At 52.2% G+C, this 16,053-nt stretch carries 15 protein-coding genes and 1 pseudogene; 2 read left to right on the top strand and 14 right to left on the bottom strand.

The features are described 5' to 3' along the window. Positions 1 to 88: 88 nt before the first annotated feature. On the top strand, positions 89 to 1,552 hold the full coding sequence (locus tag OH144_RS02305; protein WP_266204671.1) for a nicotinate phosphoribosyltransferase: 1,464 nt from the start codon (positions 89 to 91) through the stop codon (positions 1,550 to 1,552). A gap of 63 nt (positions 1,553 to 1,615) precedes the next feature. Here OH144_RS02305 and OH144_RS02300 read toward each other — a convergent pair whose 3' ends face one another. From OH144_RS02300 to OH144_RS02245, 12 genes are all read right to left on the bottom strand, one after another. Further along, positions 1,616 to 1,906: an HNH endonuclease family protein gene (locus OH144_RS02300; RefSeq protein WP_266204670.1), complete on the bottom strand. Its 291-nt coding sequence runs from the start codon at positions 1,904 to 1,906 to the stop codon at positions 1,616 to 1,618. 195 nt (positions 1,907 to 2,101) lie between these two features. Then, positions 2,102 to 3,520 (bottom strand): carboxypeptidase-like regulatory domain-containing protein, encoded by a 1,419-nt coding sequence (locus tag OH144_RS02295; RefSeq protein ID WP_266204669.1) that lies wholly within the window; start codon positions 3,518 to 3,520, stop codon positions 2,102 to 2,104. 323 nt (positions 3,521 to 3,843) lie between these two features. Further along, positions 3,844 to 4,422, bottom strand: a complete 579-nt coding sequence (locus OH144_RS02290; RefSeq protein WP_266204668.1) for a hypothetical protein — start codon at positions 4,420 to 4,422, stop codon at positions 3,844 to 3,846. Positions 4,423 to 4,498: 76 nt separating this feature from the next. Next, positions 4,499 to 6,130: a hypothetical protein gene (locus OH144_RS02285; protein ID WP_266204667.1), complete on the bottom strand. Its 1,632-nt coding sequence runs from the start codon at positions 6,128 to 6,130 to the stop codon at positions 4,499 to 4,501. A gap of 251 nt (positions 6,131 to 6,381) precedes the next feature. Further along, complete coding sequence (locus OH144_RS02280) at positions 6,382 to 7,515, bottom strand: hypothetical protein (protein ID WP_266204666.1); 1,134 nt, start codon at positions 7,513 to 7,515, stop codon at positions 6,382 to 6,384. 196 nt (positions 7,516 to 7,711) lie between these two features. Then, the gene (locus OH144_RS02275; protein WP_266204665.1) at positions 7,712 to 9,118 is read right to left on the bottom strand and encodes a CsgG/HfaB family protein; all 1,407 of its coding nucleotides are present in this window, start codon (positions 9,116 to 9,118) and stop codon (positions 7,712 to 7,714) included. A gap of 64 nt (positions 9,119 to 9,182) precedes the next feature. Further along, a complete protein-coding gene (locus OH144_RS02270; RefSeq protein WP_266204664.1) occupies positions 9,183 to 9,611 on the bottom strand; it encodes a curli production assembly/transport component CsgF in 429 nt (142 codons plus the stop codon). 24 nt (positions 9,612 to 9,635) lie between these two features. Continuing rightward, positions 9,636 to 10,148, bottom strand: a complete 513-nt coding sequence (locus OH144_RS02265) for a CsgE family curli-type amyloid fiber assembly protein (RefSeq protein ID WP_266204663.1) — start codon at positions 10,146 to 10,148, stop codon at positions 9,636 to 9,638. 172 nt (positions 10,149 to 10,320) lie between these two features. Next, on the bottom strand, positions 10,321 to 10,737 hold the full coding sequence (locus tag OH144_RS02260; protein ID WP_266204662.1) for a response regulator: 417 nt from the start codon (positions 10,735 to 10,737) through the stop codon (positions 10,321 to 10,323). 19 nt (positions 10,738 to 10,756) lie between these two features. Next, positions 10,757 to 11,578: a sensor histidine kinase gene (locus OH144_RS02255; RefSeq protein WP_266204661.1), complete on the bottom strand. Its 822-nt coding sequence runs from the start codon at positions 11,576 to 11,578 to the stop codon at positions 10,757 to 10,759. After that, entirely contained in the window at positions 11,575 to 12,111 is a 537-nt protein-coding gene (locus tag OH144_RS02250; RefSeq protein ID WP_266204660.1) for a hypothetical protein, read from the bottom strand. The genes OH144_RS02255 and OH144_RS02250 overlap by 4 nt, the downstream gene beginning before the upstream one ends. 125 nt (positions 12,112 to 12,236) lie before the next feature. After that, the gene (locus OH144_RS02245) at positions 12,237 to 12,566 is read right to left on the bottom strand and encodes a hypothetical protein (RefSeq protein ID WP_266204659.1); all 330 of its coding nucleotides are present in this window, start codon (positions 12,564 to 12,566) and stop codon (positions 12,237 to 12,239) included. A 263-nt stretch (positions 12,567 to 12,829) separates the two neighbouring features. Here OH144_RS02245 and trxA point away from each other — a divergent pair. Continuing rightward, a pseudogene (trxA, locus tag OH144_RS02240) lies at positions 12,830 to 13,144 on the top strand (thioredoxin); the annotation flags it as partial. 99 nt (positions 13,145 to 13,243) lie between these two features. Here the strand turns inward: trxA and OH144_RS02235 are convergent. Further along, positions 13,244 to 14,638 (bottom strand): sensor histidine kinase, encoded by a 1,395-nt coding sequence (locus OH144_RS02235; RefSeq protein ID WP_266204657.1) that lies wholly within the window; start codon positions 14,636 to 14,638, stop codon positions 13,244 to 13,246. Next, positions 14,628 to 16,010 (bottom strand): sigma-54-dependent transcriptional regulator, encoded by a 1,383-nt coding sequence (locus OH144_RS02230; protein WP_266204656.1) that lies wholly within the window; start codon positions 16,008 to 16,010, stop codon positions 14,628 to 14,630. Before OH144_RS02230 ends, OH144_RS02235 begins: the two co-directional genes overlap by 11 nt. Positions 16,011 to 16,053: the final 43 nt, after the last annotated feature.

Here is a 16,053-nt window from a genome sequence, read left to right as displayed (position 1 = left end):
AAGGCCGAAACATACCCAAACGGCAGCCTTTTCGGCTTTTCTCAGGTATACTTCTTAAATTTCGGCACAAACAACAGAAAAACGGCCCATGGCACTTCAGGAAATCTATCGCACCTCCCTCACCCTCCTCACCGACCTCTACCAGCTGACAATGGCCTACGGCTACTGGAAAAACGGCATGGCTGAGCGCGAGGCTGTGTTTCATTTATACTTCCGGAAGCACCCGTTTGGCGGCGGCTATACGGTGGCGGCGGGACTGGAGCATGTGGTGGAGTACCTGCAGGCGCTGAAATTCACGGAGGAGGACCTTGCCTACCTCAGCAGTCTGAAAGGCAGCCAGGGGCAGCCACTTTTTGAGCAGGAATTCATCGACTACCTGGCCCGCATGGAGTTCTCCTGCGATGTAGACGCCATTCCGGAAGGAACAGTGGTGTTCCCGAGCGAGCCGCTGGTGCGCGTAAAAGGTCCCCTGCTACAGGCACAGCTCATTGAGACGCCGCTGCTTACCATCATCAATTTCCAAACACTAATTGCCACCAAGGCCGCCCGTATTAAAGAGGCCGCCAAAGGCGATACCGTAATAGAGTTTGGCATGCGTCGGGCACAGGGTATAGACGGCTCGCTTTCTGCGGCACGCGCAGCTTATATTGGTGGCGCCGATGCCACCTCCAACCTGCTGGCGGGGCAGCTATTCAACATCCCGGTAAAAGGTACGCACGCCCACAGCTGGGTGCAGGCCTTTGATACAGAAGAGGATGCTTTTGAGGCGTATGGCGAGGCATTCCCGAAGGACTCTGTTTTTCTGGTGGATACCTACGATACTGTGGAGGGCGTGAAAAAGGCCATCGCGGTGGCCAAAAAACTGCAGCCAAAGGGCTTTCTCTTCGGGGGCATCCGCCTCGACTCCGGCGACCTGACGTACCTGAGCAAGGAAGCCCGGAAATTATTGGATGCTGCCGGATTTCAGGATGCTAGCATCGTGGCCAGCAACGACCTGGATGAGCGCCTGATTACGCACCTGAAGCAGGAGGGCGCCAAAATAAATGTGTGGGGCATAGGCACCAAAATGGTCACCGCTTATGATCAGCCTGCCCTGGGTGGCGTGTACAAACTGGCCGCGATAAAAAACGGCAAGTGGGAGTATAAGATCAAGCTATCGGAGCAGCTGGCGAAAACCTCGAACCCGGGCATCCTGCAAGTGCGCCGCTTTTATAACCAGGAGCGTTACCTGGCCGACATGATCTACAACGAGCAGGAGCAGCTACCAGAGCACCCGCAGATCGTGGACCCGCTGGACCTAACCCGCCGCCGCAATGTGGAGGAAGATGCAAAGCACAAAGACCTGCTGGTGCCGATTTTCAGGCAGGGCAAGCTGGTTTATACGTTGCCAGACCTGCCAGGTATAAAAGCCCATACTTTAAAGGAAATTACTCAGCTACACGAAAGCATACGCCGCTATCTGAACCCGCACAGCTACCCGGCAGGCCTCGAAAGCGGCCTGCATCACTTTAAAATGGATCTGATCCTGAAGCTAAGAGGGACAGAGAAATAAGTGGCAGACGCCCAGGAAAGGTGCTCACGAGAGTGCCTTTTTCACTTGCTCGGACTATATACCTTATCGGCGCTTGCCGCGGCGGTTTGCTATTTTCTCGATACGCTTGCCGCGCACCCACTTCAGGTACTTCTGCAGCGGCTCCGCCTGCTGCAGCGCGGGTATGGAATTGTAGATCTGTGCCAGCTCGCGGTTGCTAAAGGTGAGGTGCAGGGTGCTATGGCAGGGCTGGCAAAGCTCGGCGGTAGCGCCGTAGCGGCCTCCTTCCTCGCGGGGCACCAGGTGGTGCCGCGACAAATTCAGCACCTCTCTGCCGCAAAGCTCGCATACTTGTTCCGCCTGCTTTCTGGCCATACTACGCAGCAATTATACTTTATACTTCCATCCATCTAAACAACAACCCTGGTCGTATGGTTTTCTGTGCCTGCACAAGTATAACAAGTATAATAAGTATGAAGTAAACTTTTTATACTTCCGGCTCTGGCCGTACACAGAAAAAGCCACGATACGAACCGTGGCTCTTTGCTCTTGAGTGGTTTAAGATGATACTTATTTCCAGTCCGGCATGGTGGCGTTGGAGAAGATCCTGGTGCGGTTGCTGCCATTGGCATCCATCACATAAATATCGTAGGGGCCAAAACCATCGTTTGGCGTATTCACAAAAATAATCTTATCGCCGGTTGGTGAGTAGCGCGGGTACAGGTCGTTTGTGCCGGCGGGCTTTCCGCTGGATAAATCCGTCACCCGGTTCGTGCCCAGCTCCTTCCGGTAGATGCGGGAATTCAACTGCCGGCCCTCGGTATTCTCGAAACCAGCCGCATCGTGGGTATAAAGTATACTTTTGCCATCTATCGCGAAGGCGGGGCTCTCCACGCGCCCCGGCAGGTTCTCCACCAGCACCGTCATGTTTGCCCCGTTGGAGTCCATGATGTAAATCTCGGAATGGTTGATGTTCTGCCCGATGGTCTGCGCCAGAATCTTATTGCCGCGGTCTGTCCATTCGAGCATGCGGAAGTGGCGGCCCTCCGGGGCGGTGGCCAGCACGGTAAGTCCGGAGCCGTCGCGCACAATGCGGTATAGCTTATCGTAGTGCGGGTAAATCAGCTGCCCGCCGTCCGGCGACCACACAAAACCAATACCCTGGTTATGGTAGCCAGCCACAGGCACCGTGGTAATCTGCAGCTTGCCCGTTCCGTCCAGATTCATGGTGTAGATCTGGGGCTCTACGGATTCGTTGGAGGCATACGCTATCACATCGCGCTTAGGGTTCAGCAGGGGCCACCAGTCGCGGCTCACGCCCGAGGTAAGCCTGAAGGTGTTGACCTCTGTGCCGTCTGAGCGATAAATGTTGTAATCGCCCTCAATGGCCCGGGCGAAAAGGTAGCGGGCATTGGTGAGCGCCAGCGTCGTAAAGCTCCAGACATCCCCGTTAGATGTTCGGCTACTGGCATCCTTTACCACCACCTGCCAAAAGTACGTCGTGTTATACTTCAGGTTCCTGGCCACCACGCTTGTGTCTGAAATGGCTTCGGCGATCAATCTTTTCTCCGTGTTGCCAGACTCGTACAAGTACACATCGTAGGAAAGCGTGTCGCTGCTGTTGGACTTCGGGGCCTTCCAGCGTAGGGTTACATCCGTTGGCTGGGACGTAGTGCCTGACGCTGGCACCGGGTTAGTCGCCTTGCCTGGAGCCAGTCCGCCGCCAATAGCCTCCTCCAGCACAATGGTAACATGGCTGCTCTTAAAGCTTTTAACGGCTACGGTCACGCCTTTCATCTTGTATCCGAGCTTCTGGGCCACCACATTATACTCTCCGGCATCTACCTCCGGTATCGAGAAATTTCCTTCCTGATCGGTAATAACGGCTGCAGTGGCTGGTTTTGTGCTGATACTCACACCCGAGATGGGCGCATCGGTTTCGGCATGTATCACTACTCCTCTGATAGAGCCCCCTCCTTCCGGCTCCACAGTTTCTTCGTTGCAGGAGGCAAGACCGATTAAAAGTAGAGAAAAGCAAAACAACTTAAGGGTAGAAGCAGCTTTTAACATGTGAAGGTTAAGTTTGGTGATTTAGCAGCAAGTTGGAAAAGTCTAGCTAAGTATAAACATATACTTATATACTATACTTATGTTGTCTATTTTTATGAATAACTTATACTTTAACAATTACACTTACGCCTTTGTCTGTCGCTGATCTACAATACAGCCAGCTATGCAGCACCCACCAGATGCCAGCACCTCAATTCTATAGGAATAATAGTTAGGAAAGGGAACGGGACTATGCTATCCCATTACTGCTTTTGGATAGTGGCGGGCGCAAAGCCTCTGCTCTGCTCAATGGTAATGTTCATGTTGTTGCCCTCCTGCACCACCTGGTAAGGCCTGGAGGCAGGGGTAGTTTCTAGTTGATTGATGGTGTTATTGTTACCCAGCTGGATAAGACTGTATTCCAGGCTGTTGCCTCTTATGTGCTGGTTCACGGCATTGTTATCGCCCTGCTGCACCACATTGGAACTCAAATTGTTGCCCAGTAGGCTGCCTTCGTACGAGTTACTGTTGCCATACTGGCCTATGGTGGCACGTATGCCCGTGCCATTTTGCTGCACTACCGCGTTGTTATAGTTCCCCACCTGCAGCACGCTTGCCTGGTTCGCCACAGTGTTTGTCTGCACCTGCTGCACCATCGAGACATTGGCCCGCCCTTCCTGGGTTGTCTCGGCTACGTCCCCTGCTGCGCCCGGTAACCTGTTCTGCAGGTTCTTAGAGCGGAGGTTCTCGAGCATGGCCTCCTCGGTTCTACTGTTTTGCGCAGTTGCCTGGTTCAGCACCAGCACAGTGATGGCTACGAAAGCTAAGATCGCTTTTTTCATAATGCCTGTTTGGGTATAACTTTATAACTTCTCCGCGATGGGCAGCACACCCACCGCGGAGAAGTTTTTGTACATTTTATTGCTGATTGATCACACTGCTATTGCCTGTGCCACTTTGTGAGATAGAAGCATTGTTCAGTTCACCGCTCTGTGTTATCGACGCTGAGTTTAGCACACCTGTCTGGTAGATATCAGCCATACTGTCTGCCGCATACTGAGATATCGCAGCATTATTGGAAGAACCCATCTCTTGTGTGATAGTTGAAGTAGAGAAGGAACCATCTTGATCTATCGCTGCTATATTGTTATCACCACCGTTCTGGGTGATTATTGCGCGATCACCAAACCCGCCCGTTTGGTCAACAACTGCTGTGTTAGACAATCCATCTACCTGTTCCACAAGGGCATAATTCCCCAAGCCAGACTGCACTACCATTACGCTGTTGTCCTGACCTCCATCTTGAAGGATATCACTCATCATACCTTCACCTCTCTGATCGAGATCAGTATAATTTCCGACACCTCCTATCTGAGTAACGTCTGCATTATTATAATCACCCCTTTGGCTTATATATGCCTCATTATTCTCTCCTCCTAACTGAGTGATAAAAGCATTGTTGTAATCGTGTAGCTGGTTTATCTCCGCTTCATTGTTCAATCCGCCTTCCTGCACTATCGAAGCTTCGTTTTCAATGCTGATCTGCTGTGTAATATCTGCATCATTGCTTTCCCCTCCGGTCTGAGAAATACTAGCTACGTTCATTTCTCCATCCTGCACAATGTCAGCATCGTTATTTTCGCCCTCCACTTGCCAAACTTCCGCCATGTTACCTGTGCCTGCCTGGTCAACTTCTACATCGTTGTTTTCACCTCCAATTTGGTTTGTCTCCGCCCAGTTGTTTGTACCATCCTGGTCGATATCAGCATCGTTATCCTCGCCTCCGTCCTGCAGTATACGAGCATAGTTAGCAATACCCAGCTGGGTTACATCGGCATTATTGTTTACTCCATCATACTGGCCAACAGAAGCTCGATTCAGATTTCCTTCTTGGATCACCTCTGCATCATTGGTTTCGCCTCCATACTGACCAATGAATGTGTAGTTATCATCTCCGTTCTGAACAATATCAGCATCATTGTTTTCTCCAGGAGACTGATCTAAGAAAACACTGTTCAGATTTCCGTTTTGGGTCACATAAGCATCGTTATTCTCACCACCAGCCTGCTGTACAAAGGCTCCGTTCTCATTTCCGCTTTGGTTCACCTCAGCGATGTTATCTTCCCCTTCAGGTTGGTTAATATACACGCTATTAAAGTTCCCATACTGGTTCGCAACGGCACCCTTCGCGGCACCACCATACTGTTCAACCCAAGTTACATTTCCACCTCCTTGCTGATAAACCTCTGCTTCATTGCCTTCTCCGTACGTTTGCCAAATACCAGTAGCATTTCCTACACCTATTTGTGTGATTGAAGCCATATTCCCAACACCTCCTAGCTGTACTGTCTCTACTGCATTATTATCTCCTTCCTGCACAATAGATTGCACATTTGCAGTTCCCATCATCTGATTGGAAACTGCTCTGTTTAAGGTACCGGTCTGGGTTGTGGTGGCTGTGTTGGCGGTGCCGCTCTGAGCAAATACTGATCCTGAAGCTAATAGCATAGCTGCTACAGCTGCTGCTGCATACTTTTGTTTGTTTTTCATAGTGTTGGGAATAGAGGAAAGTTTAAAATGATTTACGCTAATATTATACTTTAACAAAGTATAATGGTTTCATGCAAATAATTTAAATTTATACTTTTCTAATTATTTAGTTTTCTATTTCCTAACATAGCACCACCCGGGTGCAGTACCCTCTACAAGATTCCATGCTTTACAAAGGCTTTTGGAAACAGCAAAAAAACATGGCACCCAACCAACGTGGGTGCCATGGGTGAGACTATATAAACTCTTAATTAGTGCTGCGTGATAGTGCTCACGTTGCCGGAACCGCTCTGGACAGCTGAGGCAGCATTACCCCATCCCATCTGGCTGATGGTGGCGGTGTTGGTGTCTCCTGCCTGCTCCACAGTGGCACCGTTCAGGATGCCAGCCTGCGAAACAGAGGCTGTATTTAACAGACCTGTCTGATAAACACTTGCACCGTTATACCAGCCACTCTGCGTTACTGAAGCATCATTCTGGGAAGCCAGTTCCTGCACAACGACGGCTCCATTGCCAATGCCATCCTGTGCAACAGCAGCTGTGTTGTAGTCGCCGCCAAACTGGTAAATCGCAGCTCCGTTAGCTAAACCGTTCTGTCTGATTTCAGCATCGTTGCGGTATCCATCCACCTGTTCAATAAGGGCACTGTTCAAGGCACCATCCTGATAAACATCACCATCGTTGCTTTCCCCACCACTCTGAAGAACAGCGGCAAAGTTCAGGTCTCCATCCTGATCGATGTCAGAATCATTGTTCTCGCCACCAAACTGAAGTATGTAGGCATTATTTAGATTACCATCCTGCTCAATGTCTGCGTCATTGTTTTCACCATCGACCTGATCAATGTGGCCAACATTCAGGTCACCGTCCTCTTGCGTAATATCGGCGTCGTTGCTTTCACCGCCACTTTGGTGAATCAGTGCGGTATTTAGGTTCCCCTCCTGCACTACGTCGGCATCGTTATTCTCGCCGTCGTACTGCAGCACCTCAGCGTAGTTCTGGTCACCTGCCTGAGAAACTTCTGTGTCGTTGTCCTCACCTCCCCACTGATCAACGTAGGTGTCATTTTGGTAACCAGTTTGGCTAACATTAGCTTCATTGCTTATGCCTCCATCCTGCCAAACAAAGGCATTGTTCTCAACTCCAACTTGAGCAACGGTAGCGCTGTTGCCAACGCCATTATCCTGCTGGATAGTTGCTGTGTTGCTTAAATCTACCTGGCTTACGCTGGCGGAGTTGCTTAAGCCGCCTACTTGGTCAATGGTGGCAATGTTTGTGATGCCACTCTGGGATGTGGTAGCCGTGTTTGCTGTGCTCTGTGCGAAAGCAGAACCTGCTGTGAACATTAATGCTGCCGCGGCAGCATACATTACTCTTTTTTTCATGCTAATGATTTTTTTAAGATTTAAGATGATTTACATTAGCACTATACCTATCAACAATATTAATGTTTCAAAATTTATTAATATTTTTTATTTGATTATATACATAAATAATTCATGCCTTGTTCTCAAAGTCATCAACTCTATAACCAATTCAGGCCACTTTTACGCGGCCTGTGATCCGAGACTAGATCAAGAGCTACTTGTATAGACCCAGGTAAAAGTTAATACCGACTTTCCCCGTCCAGAAGTAATCGTTAAAACGGCCCTGCTCCACCTCATCCAGGTCGTCATCCAGCAAGTATGAGCTCCCGAGGCTAACGTCTAACCCAATGTTCCGGGTGAGCAGGTACTCCATGCCTGCGCCGGCTTTCACGTAGGGCATCAGGCCGCTGTCTCCGAAACTATCAAAAATGTCCACGACGCCGCTGCCTAGCACCAGGCCTCCACCGCCTACCTGCACGTATGGCGTATAGCGCAGTTTCGGAAACAGGAGATAGTTGAGGTTTAACTCCGCATAGTTGATACTAGCATCAAATCCGTTGTCTGTAGCTAATTTGCCTCTGCCCAGCCTAAGGTCCAACCCAATGTTTTGCCGCGAGCTGATTTTTAGCCCAACCTCGCCCATAAACTCAACCTGCGAGTCCGGGAAATCACCTTTATAGTACATGGCCCCCGCCGCTCCGGCTACGCCAACCAGACTGCGGCGCTCCGCCATCAGGTTGCCGTGAATGTCGCTACTAAGAATATCCTCCTTCTCCTGCAGGTAATTCTTCACCACCTGCGATTCCAGATCGGCTTTGTCTTTGGGCCTCCAGTACCCGGCCAGCATCCCCTCGATCACCATGCTCTGCACAGCTTTGTCTATCGCTTCTTTCACGGCAATCTCGGAAGGCTCATTATAGGTAAAACCCGTTTCTGCCTCGAGCAGGCGCTTGAAGTGCACATACCGGAAAACACCGAAATCAACAGACTGCGAAAGTATGGTTTTGGAAGTATAAACCGTTTTCAGGATCTCGCCGGTGCCGGTGGATATGGCCCGCAGGTACACCGTTACCTTGTCCTCGCGGTACTGTCCGGAGCCCCCGGCACCAAAATAACGCAAGCCGGCCCCGCCTGTCACCACGTTCGCGTCATAGGAAATGATACCGCCCTCCAGGATGATGCCTGCAAACAGCAGGCCCGGCAGGTTTGGCTCTTTCTTGCCCGTTATGGCCTCAGACTCAGCGCGGGTGGAGCGGATGATCTTGCGCTCGTTGAGCAGGTTGCCCAGGTTCTCCCGCTCTATCGTCGTAAACCAGCCCGATTCCTCCAGGGAGTTGATAAGGATGGTGGTGGCCCCCTGCGTTACGGCAGTAGACCAGCTGGTACCGATCTCGGAGGGTTTGTACTGCCCCGTCTGGTCCCTGAACTTGTACACAGCGGCTACTACCTTCTGCTGCGGCTCAGGCAGGCTCACCAGGTCCTTATAAGCCGGGGAAGGCACCCCCAGCGAAGCTTCCGAGCTCCGCATGGGCTGCTGAAAGTATGGCGAGCAGCTCTGCCCCAGGCAAAGCCCTAACAACAGCAGCGTATAATAAGTATAGGTGTAAAGCTTTTGGATCATAAGAGAGGGCGAGGTAGTAAGGAAAAGCCAGGGTACAGGAACAGTTGGGGAGTAAGCTTTAACCTTAATAGTATGGGATGGTAACTGAAGTGCGGTTGCCCGAAGTCATGTCTACAATGTCGATGTTAATGCCCCCGGGGCCTTCGGTTACGTCGATCTGGTAATCGCCTAAGGTGTAGCTGCCTGGGGTCACGCCGTCCTCGCCGAACTGATTGGCGATCAGCTTTCGCGAAAGCTCATTGAGGATCTGGCGGTTCAGGCTGTTCTTAAAGTCCTCCATCGGATCGCGGTTATACAGCGAGCCGCTCTCGGCATCCGGGTCCTTCAGCTTGTCCTGCGACTGGGCAGAGCTGTGCATCCAGGAGTAGTTGTAGGGGTTGCCGCCAAAGGCAGGGTTCTTCGGAGTATAAACCATATCCTGCGCTTGCACATTACTAAGATTTACTAAAGTGAGCAAAAGAAATGCTACCAGAGTAGTAATAACATTTTTCATAGATGCGTTAGATAATACGTTGTCTTAAAATACCTCTCTCAGTTGCTGCCCCTCAGCCTCCAGCTGTTGCTGCAGCTGGTTCCGGACCAGGTACTCGTAAAGCCCTGCTGCCACATAAGTCGCTGTTTCCTCTATCATATCATACCTTGGCTGCAGTTGCTGCTCAAAAAGCAACTCATCGTTCAGCGCAACTTGGATCAGGGCACCGCTGCCACGGGTAGGGCGCTCTTTTATAAGTATGGTAAAGTTCTTGGCAGAAGGCGGCGCCTCCCACTGCCGATGGAAAATATCGTAAAAGTCGCGGCCAATCTTGGTGATGGTCTCGTCGACGATCAGGCCGTCTACTTCCAGGTCGGCTGAACTGCGGATAACTTCCTCGAACTGGTTCGGCCGCGGAGAAGCCTGCTGCCGGGTCTTTGCCTGCTGCTGTGTGGTATCCTGCCTGGTAGTATTTTGCGCCTCAGCCTCTGCCGGCAAAAGTATGGCGCAGCAAAGTATACCTGCCGCCAGGGCCTGCCGCAACAGGTATGTTTTCAAAGGGTGCAAAAAGAAATCTTTCAATATTATATTAAACACATATTATATAGTCCTAATACTTGATCCCCTGAAAAAAGTTTACCTTTACTTGGTATAAGTATAAATAAATTGATTCAAAGAAAGCCCGGCTCTTGAGGAACCGGGCTCTGTACCGTTTGGGCGCAAGGGCTTGTCAGAAGGAGTCGATTCTGATGCCGGACGAGAAGAACCCATCACCGGCACGCAGGGCTTGCAGGGCCTGCCGCAGCTCGTCGGGTTCGGAATTCTTGAGCAGGTAGCCCTTTACGCCTTCCTCCAGCAGGCTCTCCACCAGCGCCTCATCCCCGTAGGTAGACATCACGAGAATGCGCACGTCAGGGTACTTCGACAGCAGGTAACGCGAGGTGGCTACGCCGTCCATTTCGGGCATTTCCAGGTCCAGCATCACCACATCGGGCAAGTCGGACTCAATTTTTTCGAGCAGTTCGGCGCCATTGCTGGCGTCAGCTACCAAGGTAATTTCCTCAAAAGCCTTCAACAGTTCCAGAACCCCCTTCCGGAACAGGTTGTGATCATCGGCAATAGCCAAAGTAAGCGGCTGATACTCCATGGGCAGTAACAGGTTTAAATTATGTTGGTTGTGTAGGTATTAGTTCGGGTGATGTAGTAGGAATGCTGATGCTGGCGGTTGTGCCTCCCCCTGGAGCAGACGTGAAACTGATGCTTCCGTTCAGGAGGGCCGCCCGGCTCTGCAGGCTCATAATGCCCAGTCCACCGCTCAATGCTTTCTCCTGCTGCATGGTGGCCATATCAAAGCCTACGCCATTGTCCTTGTAAAGTAGCTTTGTCTCCGTGGGCGTAAACTGCAGGTCTATTTTTACCTGAGTAGCCCGGGCGTGCTTGATGGTGTTGTTCAGCAACTCCTGCACCATACGGTACAGCAGTAATTCGTGTTGCGGTTTGAAGCGTTTACTTTTATCGTTGTAGCTGATAATCAACTCTATTTGCCCGCTGTGGGCAAGGGTTCTACGCAAGGCGTCCAAAGCCTGAGCTAGCCCCATTTTCTCCAGCACCACCGGCATCAGATCGTGGGAGATGCGGCGCACGCTGCTGAGCACCTCGTCCAGTTGCTGCTTCAGGTGCTGGGTGTTGCGCAGCAATTTCTCATCCCTGGCTTCCGTGTGGCTCACCATCTGGTGCAGGTTCAGGCGGACAAGGGCCAGCATGGCGCCCACCTCGTCGTGCAGGTCGCGGGCCACGCGGCGGCGCTCCTCCTCCTGCGCGTGCAGGGTAGCCTCCAGCAGCTGCTGCTGCTTAACCGACTGCAACTGGCGCAGCTGCTCCTGGTGCTGCAGCATGCGCCGCTGGTAGAGCACCACGAACACAATGATTCCTACCGCCAGCATCAGCATAACGGGCGTGATCAGTATGAGAGGGTCCAGAGTTTTCATGCTACAGGGGCCCGCCTCAGGGCCATCATCAGTACAATCCTAAACAGGATGTTGAGCACCACAATAATAGACAAACAAATTCGGGCGGCGTCGTAAGACTCGGCTAGCGCTGCGTTGAACATGCTGAAGGCCATAGCAGTGCCCGCCTGGTAAATAATGACCCCGCTGCTGAGCACAAACATGGGGTCACGGTCCAGGTAGGTAAAGCTTGGCCTGCTGGCGGTCTGGTAAAAGTAGAGCACGGCCATCGCAATCAGCATTGCCCCGGCTATCATTCGCGGCATGGAGTTCATCTGTGTGATATCTTCCACCATAACCACAGTCAGCACGCACAACACACTAATGCCTGCTATACTTATCACTATTCCACGTTTTAGAAACCTGCTGGTGAGGCTAAAGTAGTAGACCATCGCCAGCAAAACGTACTCTATGGGCGTGTAAATATGCTGAATCCAATGGTTGTTCCTGGTGCCCAGGTATACGGTCAGCTGCCCTGTTATCTCTATCAGGGCAATAAAAACTGTGTATAGCAAAAGTAGGTTAAACAGCTTGCTGTTCCGCTTTCTTATCAGCAAAATGCCAGCTACGAGCGGTATGCTAAAGCTAAAGGAGGATACCTCAACTACCCAAGGATAAATCTCCCGAATGTAAAACTCCATTAGCCATTCAGCTCCCCTGTCGCACAGTCTGGTGGGCATACCTTAGCGCCATCCGCTACTGTGCCCTGTGTCATGTCTTCGCCATCGGCGTTGGCACCCACCAGCACCAGCTGGCGCTGTCCCCGCTCGTCGCGCGCGTGGTACACCCGGATGCCCATGCAGCCTTCCTGGCTCAGTATCTTCTCCAGAATTTCGCGGCCAAAGAAGTGGCCCTTGACCACTACTCCGCGCACAGGGTCTGGCGTGGCTCTTTCGCGGTAGTTTCTAGTCCATTTAGCGGCTGTGGCCAGGTCTATGGCTACACCCTCTGAACCGTCGAATTTTGGCATATAATTTTGGCTTAGGTTGAAAAACGAAATATAGTGAATTACTAATTTACTATGATACAAACGGGGAGCGAATTTTGTAAGAACAGTAGAATAAATTGTCTGCTCTGGAAAAAGCACACTACAGTAGCCGCCAACTGCTTACCTTTATACTTTAGGTGCAGTACACAGGGCGTACCCTAACCTTTCTGGCTCTGCAAACGGTACGGCACACGCAACCGTATGAATAGTATCTTTTACTTTTAGCTAATACTTTACACTTTAGAGAAAGAGCCATGGCAAAGAAATCTTTTCAGGAACTGATCAACAGCCCGGGCATGCCGGTACTCGTGGACTTCTACGCCGACTGGTGCGGCCCCTGCAAGGCCATGAGCCCGGTGGTACAGCAGGTGGCCAGCCAGTTCAACGGCAAGCTGAAGGTGATAAAGGTGAACATAGACAGCAACCAAACCGCCGCCGCGCAGTTCAGGGTGCAGGGCGTTCCCACGTTCATACTATTCCACAAGGGCCAGCAGGTATGGCGGCAGTCCGGGGCCATGCCGGCGCAGCAGCTCACGCAGGTGATCCAGCAGTATGTGTAACATTTAATTTTGAATGAATGTGTGAGTGAATGAGTGACTATTTGCTCCTCAATAGAGGTATAGAATAATTTATATTCACTCATTCACTCAGTCGCTCATTCAAAATTCCCTAATCCCTCCCCCACTCACTCTCCTCAGCCCCAGGCTAAAGGTTGTTTCACCGGGTTGGGCGTGCACGCGGATCGTGCCGCCGTGCTGCTGCATAATTTGCCTGGATAGGCTCAACCCTATGCCGGACCCCTGCTTTTTAGTGGTATAGAAAGGTATAAAGATTTTGTCCAGCACATCGTCGGGAATCCCGGGCCCGTTGTCGGTTACATCTATCCGAAGCTTGTCGCGCTCGTTCTCCGGCAAAAAGGCTACCACCTCCACACACGAGCCGCTTCGCCCCTGGCATGCCTCCAGGCCATTTTTGATCAGGTTGATAAGCACCTGCTCCAGCTGCTCGGCATCGGCCAGCACCTCTGTTCTTTCATCGGGCATGTACATTTTCAGGCTCACCTGCTGCTCTTCCAATTGATGGTGCAGGAGTGTGTGCACATTGCGCAGGAGTTCTGTTACCCGCACCGGCTTAAGCTCAGAGGCCGGCAGGCGCATCAGGCGGCGGTAATTCTTTACAAAGTGCAGCATGCCGGCACTGCGCTTCTCGATGGTCTTCAGACCGGCGTGCATATCCTCCAGCACCTCCTGATTAATCCCCTCGCCAGTCTCGTGCCTGACCATCACCTCCTGCTCCAGCAGGTTGCTTACCGTCGTCGCCAGCGACACCACCGGCGTTACCGAGTTCATGATCTCGTGCGTCAGCACCCGAATCACCTTCTGCCAGGTCTGCAGCTCCTGCTCCTCCAGCTCCGACTGTATGTTCTGCAGCGTCACGATCTTGAGCGGCTGCCCCTGCATTTGCAGCTCAGTGGCATTGAGGTTCAGCAGCAGCAGTTCATCGTTTACCTGTAGCGTCACCAGTCGCTTCTCCTCGTGGCCGATGGTATAGAGTGCCTGCACCAGCTCCCTGCTGATCCGCTCCAGCGAATCGAGATGGCGCAGGTGCGGCACGTGCAGCAGTTCCCTGGTGACGTGGTTCACTAGCTGCACCTCCCCCTCCTCATCAAAAGAAAGTATCCCTACCCCCACCTGCTCCACAATGGCCTGCAGGTAATGGTAATGGACTTGCTTTTCCGTTTTTACCCGCTGGAAGGCCTCCGAGATATCATTGAAACTCTGGTAGAGCTCGCGGTAAGACGGGTTTCCCCCCTCCGTGGCGAAACGCTGGGTAAAGTCGGAGTGGCGGATGGACTGCAGAAAACTGCTGATGTCGCGGTTGGTGCGCTCCACAAAATGAATGAGGTCGTAGAGTTGGAAGAGCACGAGCAGGAACAGCACCAGGGCCGTCATGTACCAGTCGGTGCGGAAGAGCACCAGCAGGAGCACCCCTACCACGGCGACCAGCAGAAATAGGCGCAGCAGCAGCCTTAACCTGAAGCCACTATAGCCCATGCTTCTCTATTCTGCGGTACAGGGCGGTGCGCGTGATGCCCAGTTCTTTGGCGGCGTGCGTGATATTGCCCGAATGTTTTACCAGCGCCTTCTGCACCATCATTTTCTCCAGCGCCTCTAAGGTGTAATCATTGTCGGTTATACTTTCCGGTGCATGCGGTTTGGGCTGCCCGTTTTCGCTGGGGGCAAAGTAAAAGTCATCAGGGTGCAGCTCGTTGCCGTCGCAAAGTATAACGGCCCGCTCCATGGCATGATCCAGCTCTCGTATGTTGCCGGGCCAGTGGTACTCGTTGAGACGGCGCAGCGTTTCGGTGTTCAGGTGTAGTTCGGGGCGGTCATACTTCTGGCGGTATACTTTCAGGAAGTGCTCGGCCAGCAGCCTGATGTCCTCGCGCCGCTCGCGCAGGGGCGGCAAATGTATCTCCACGGTGTTGATGCGGTAAAGCAAGTCCTGGCGAAACGTGCCCTCGCGCACCATCTCGTAAAGGGGCATGTTGGTGGCGCAGATAAGACGTATGTCGATGAGGCGTGGCCGGTTGGTGCCGAGGCGGATAACCTGCCTGCTTTGCAGCACCGTTAAGAGCTTGGCCTGCAGCGCCAGCGACAGGTTGCCGATCTCATCCAGGAAAAGCGTGCCGCCGGAGGCTGCCTCCAGCCTCCCCGCCCGCTCCTCCTTGGCATCCGTATAAGCCCCCTTGGCATGGCCAAACAACTCGCTCTCAAAGAGCGTTGTGCTGATGGCACCCAAGTCCACGATCTCAAACACGCTGCCTGCCCGTTTCGATTTCCGGTGCAGGGCACGGGCGGCCACTTCCTTGCCTGTTCCGTTCTCACCAAGTATAAGCACATTGGCATCGGTGGCGGCCACTTTGGCTATGGTCTGGTACACACGCTGCATGGCCGGCGACACGCCGATGAAGCCATCGTAGTGGTAGGCGGTATTTTCGCGCTCGGCTATCTCGGCACTGCGCTTGCTCGTGGAAGCCCGGTTCTGGCAGGCCGTTTTAAGTATGGCTACTAGTTTCTCGTTCTGCCAGGGTTTGAGTACAAAATCAGTGGCTCCCTCTTTTAAGGCGCGCACGGCGAGTTCTATGTCGCCATAGGCTGTCATCAGTATCACAGTGGTCTTTGGGGAGAGCTGGAGTATCTGCTTCAGCCAGTGGAACCCTTCCTTGCTGGAGGTGGCACCGGTGCTGTAGTTCATGTCCAGCAGCACCACATCAAAGGCGTTTTCCAGCAAAAGCGTTGGAATCCGGTAGGGGTCTGAGGTCGTGATGACGACTTCAAAATGTTGCTTCAGGAGCAGTTTGCCTGCCATCAGGATATCTTCCTCATCATCTACCACCAATACTTTGCAGGGGATTTTACTCATAGTTTTATGTTGATTTCGCGCAGCTGTATATGTAAAACTACGT

The sequence above is a fragment of the Pontibacter kalidii genome (genome assembly GCF_026278245.1).
Lineage (GTDB): Bacteria > Bacteroidota > Bacteroidia > Cytophagales > Hymenobacteraceae > Pontibacter > Pontibacter kalidii.
This window is presented reverse-complemented; position numbering and strand designations above follow the sequence as displayed.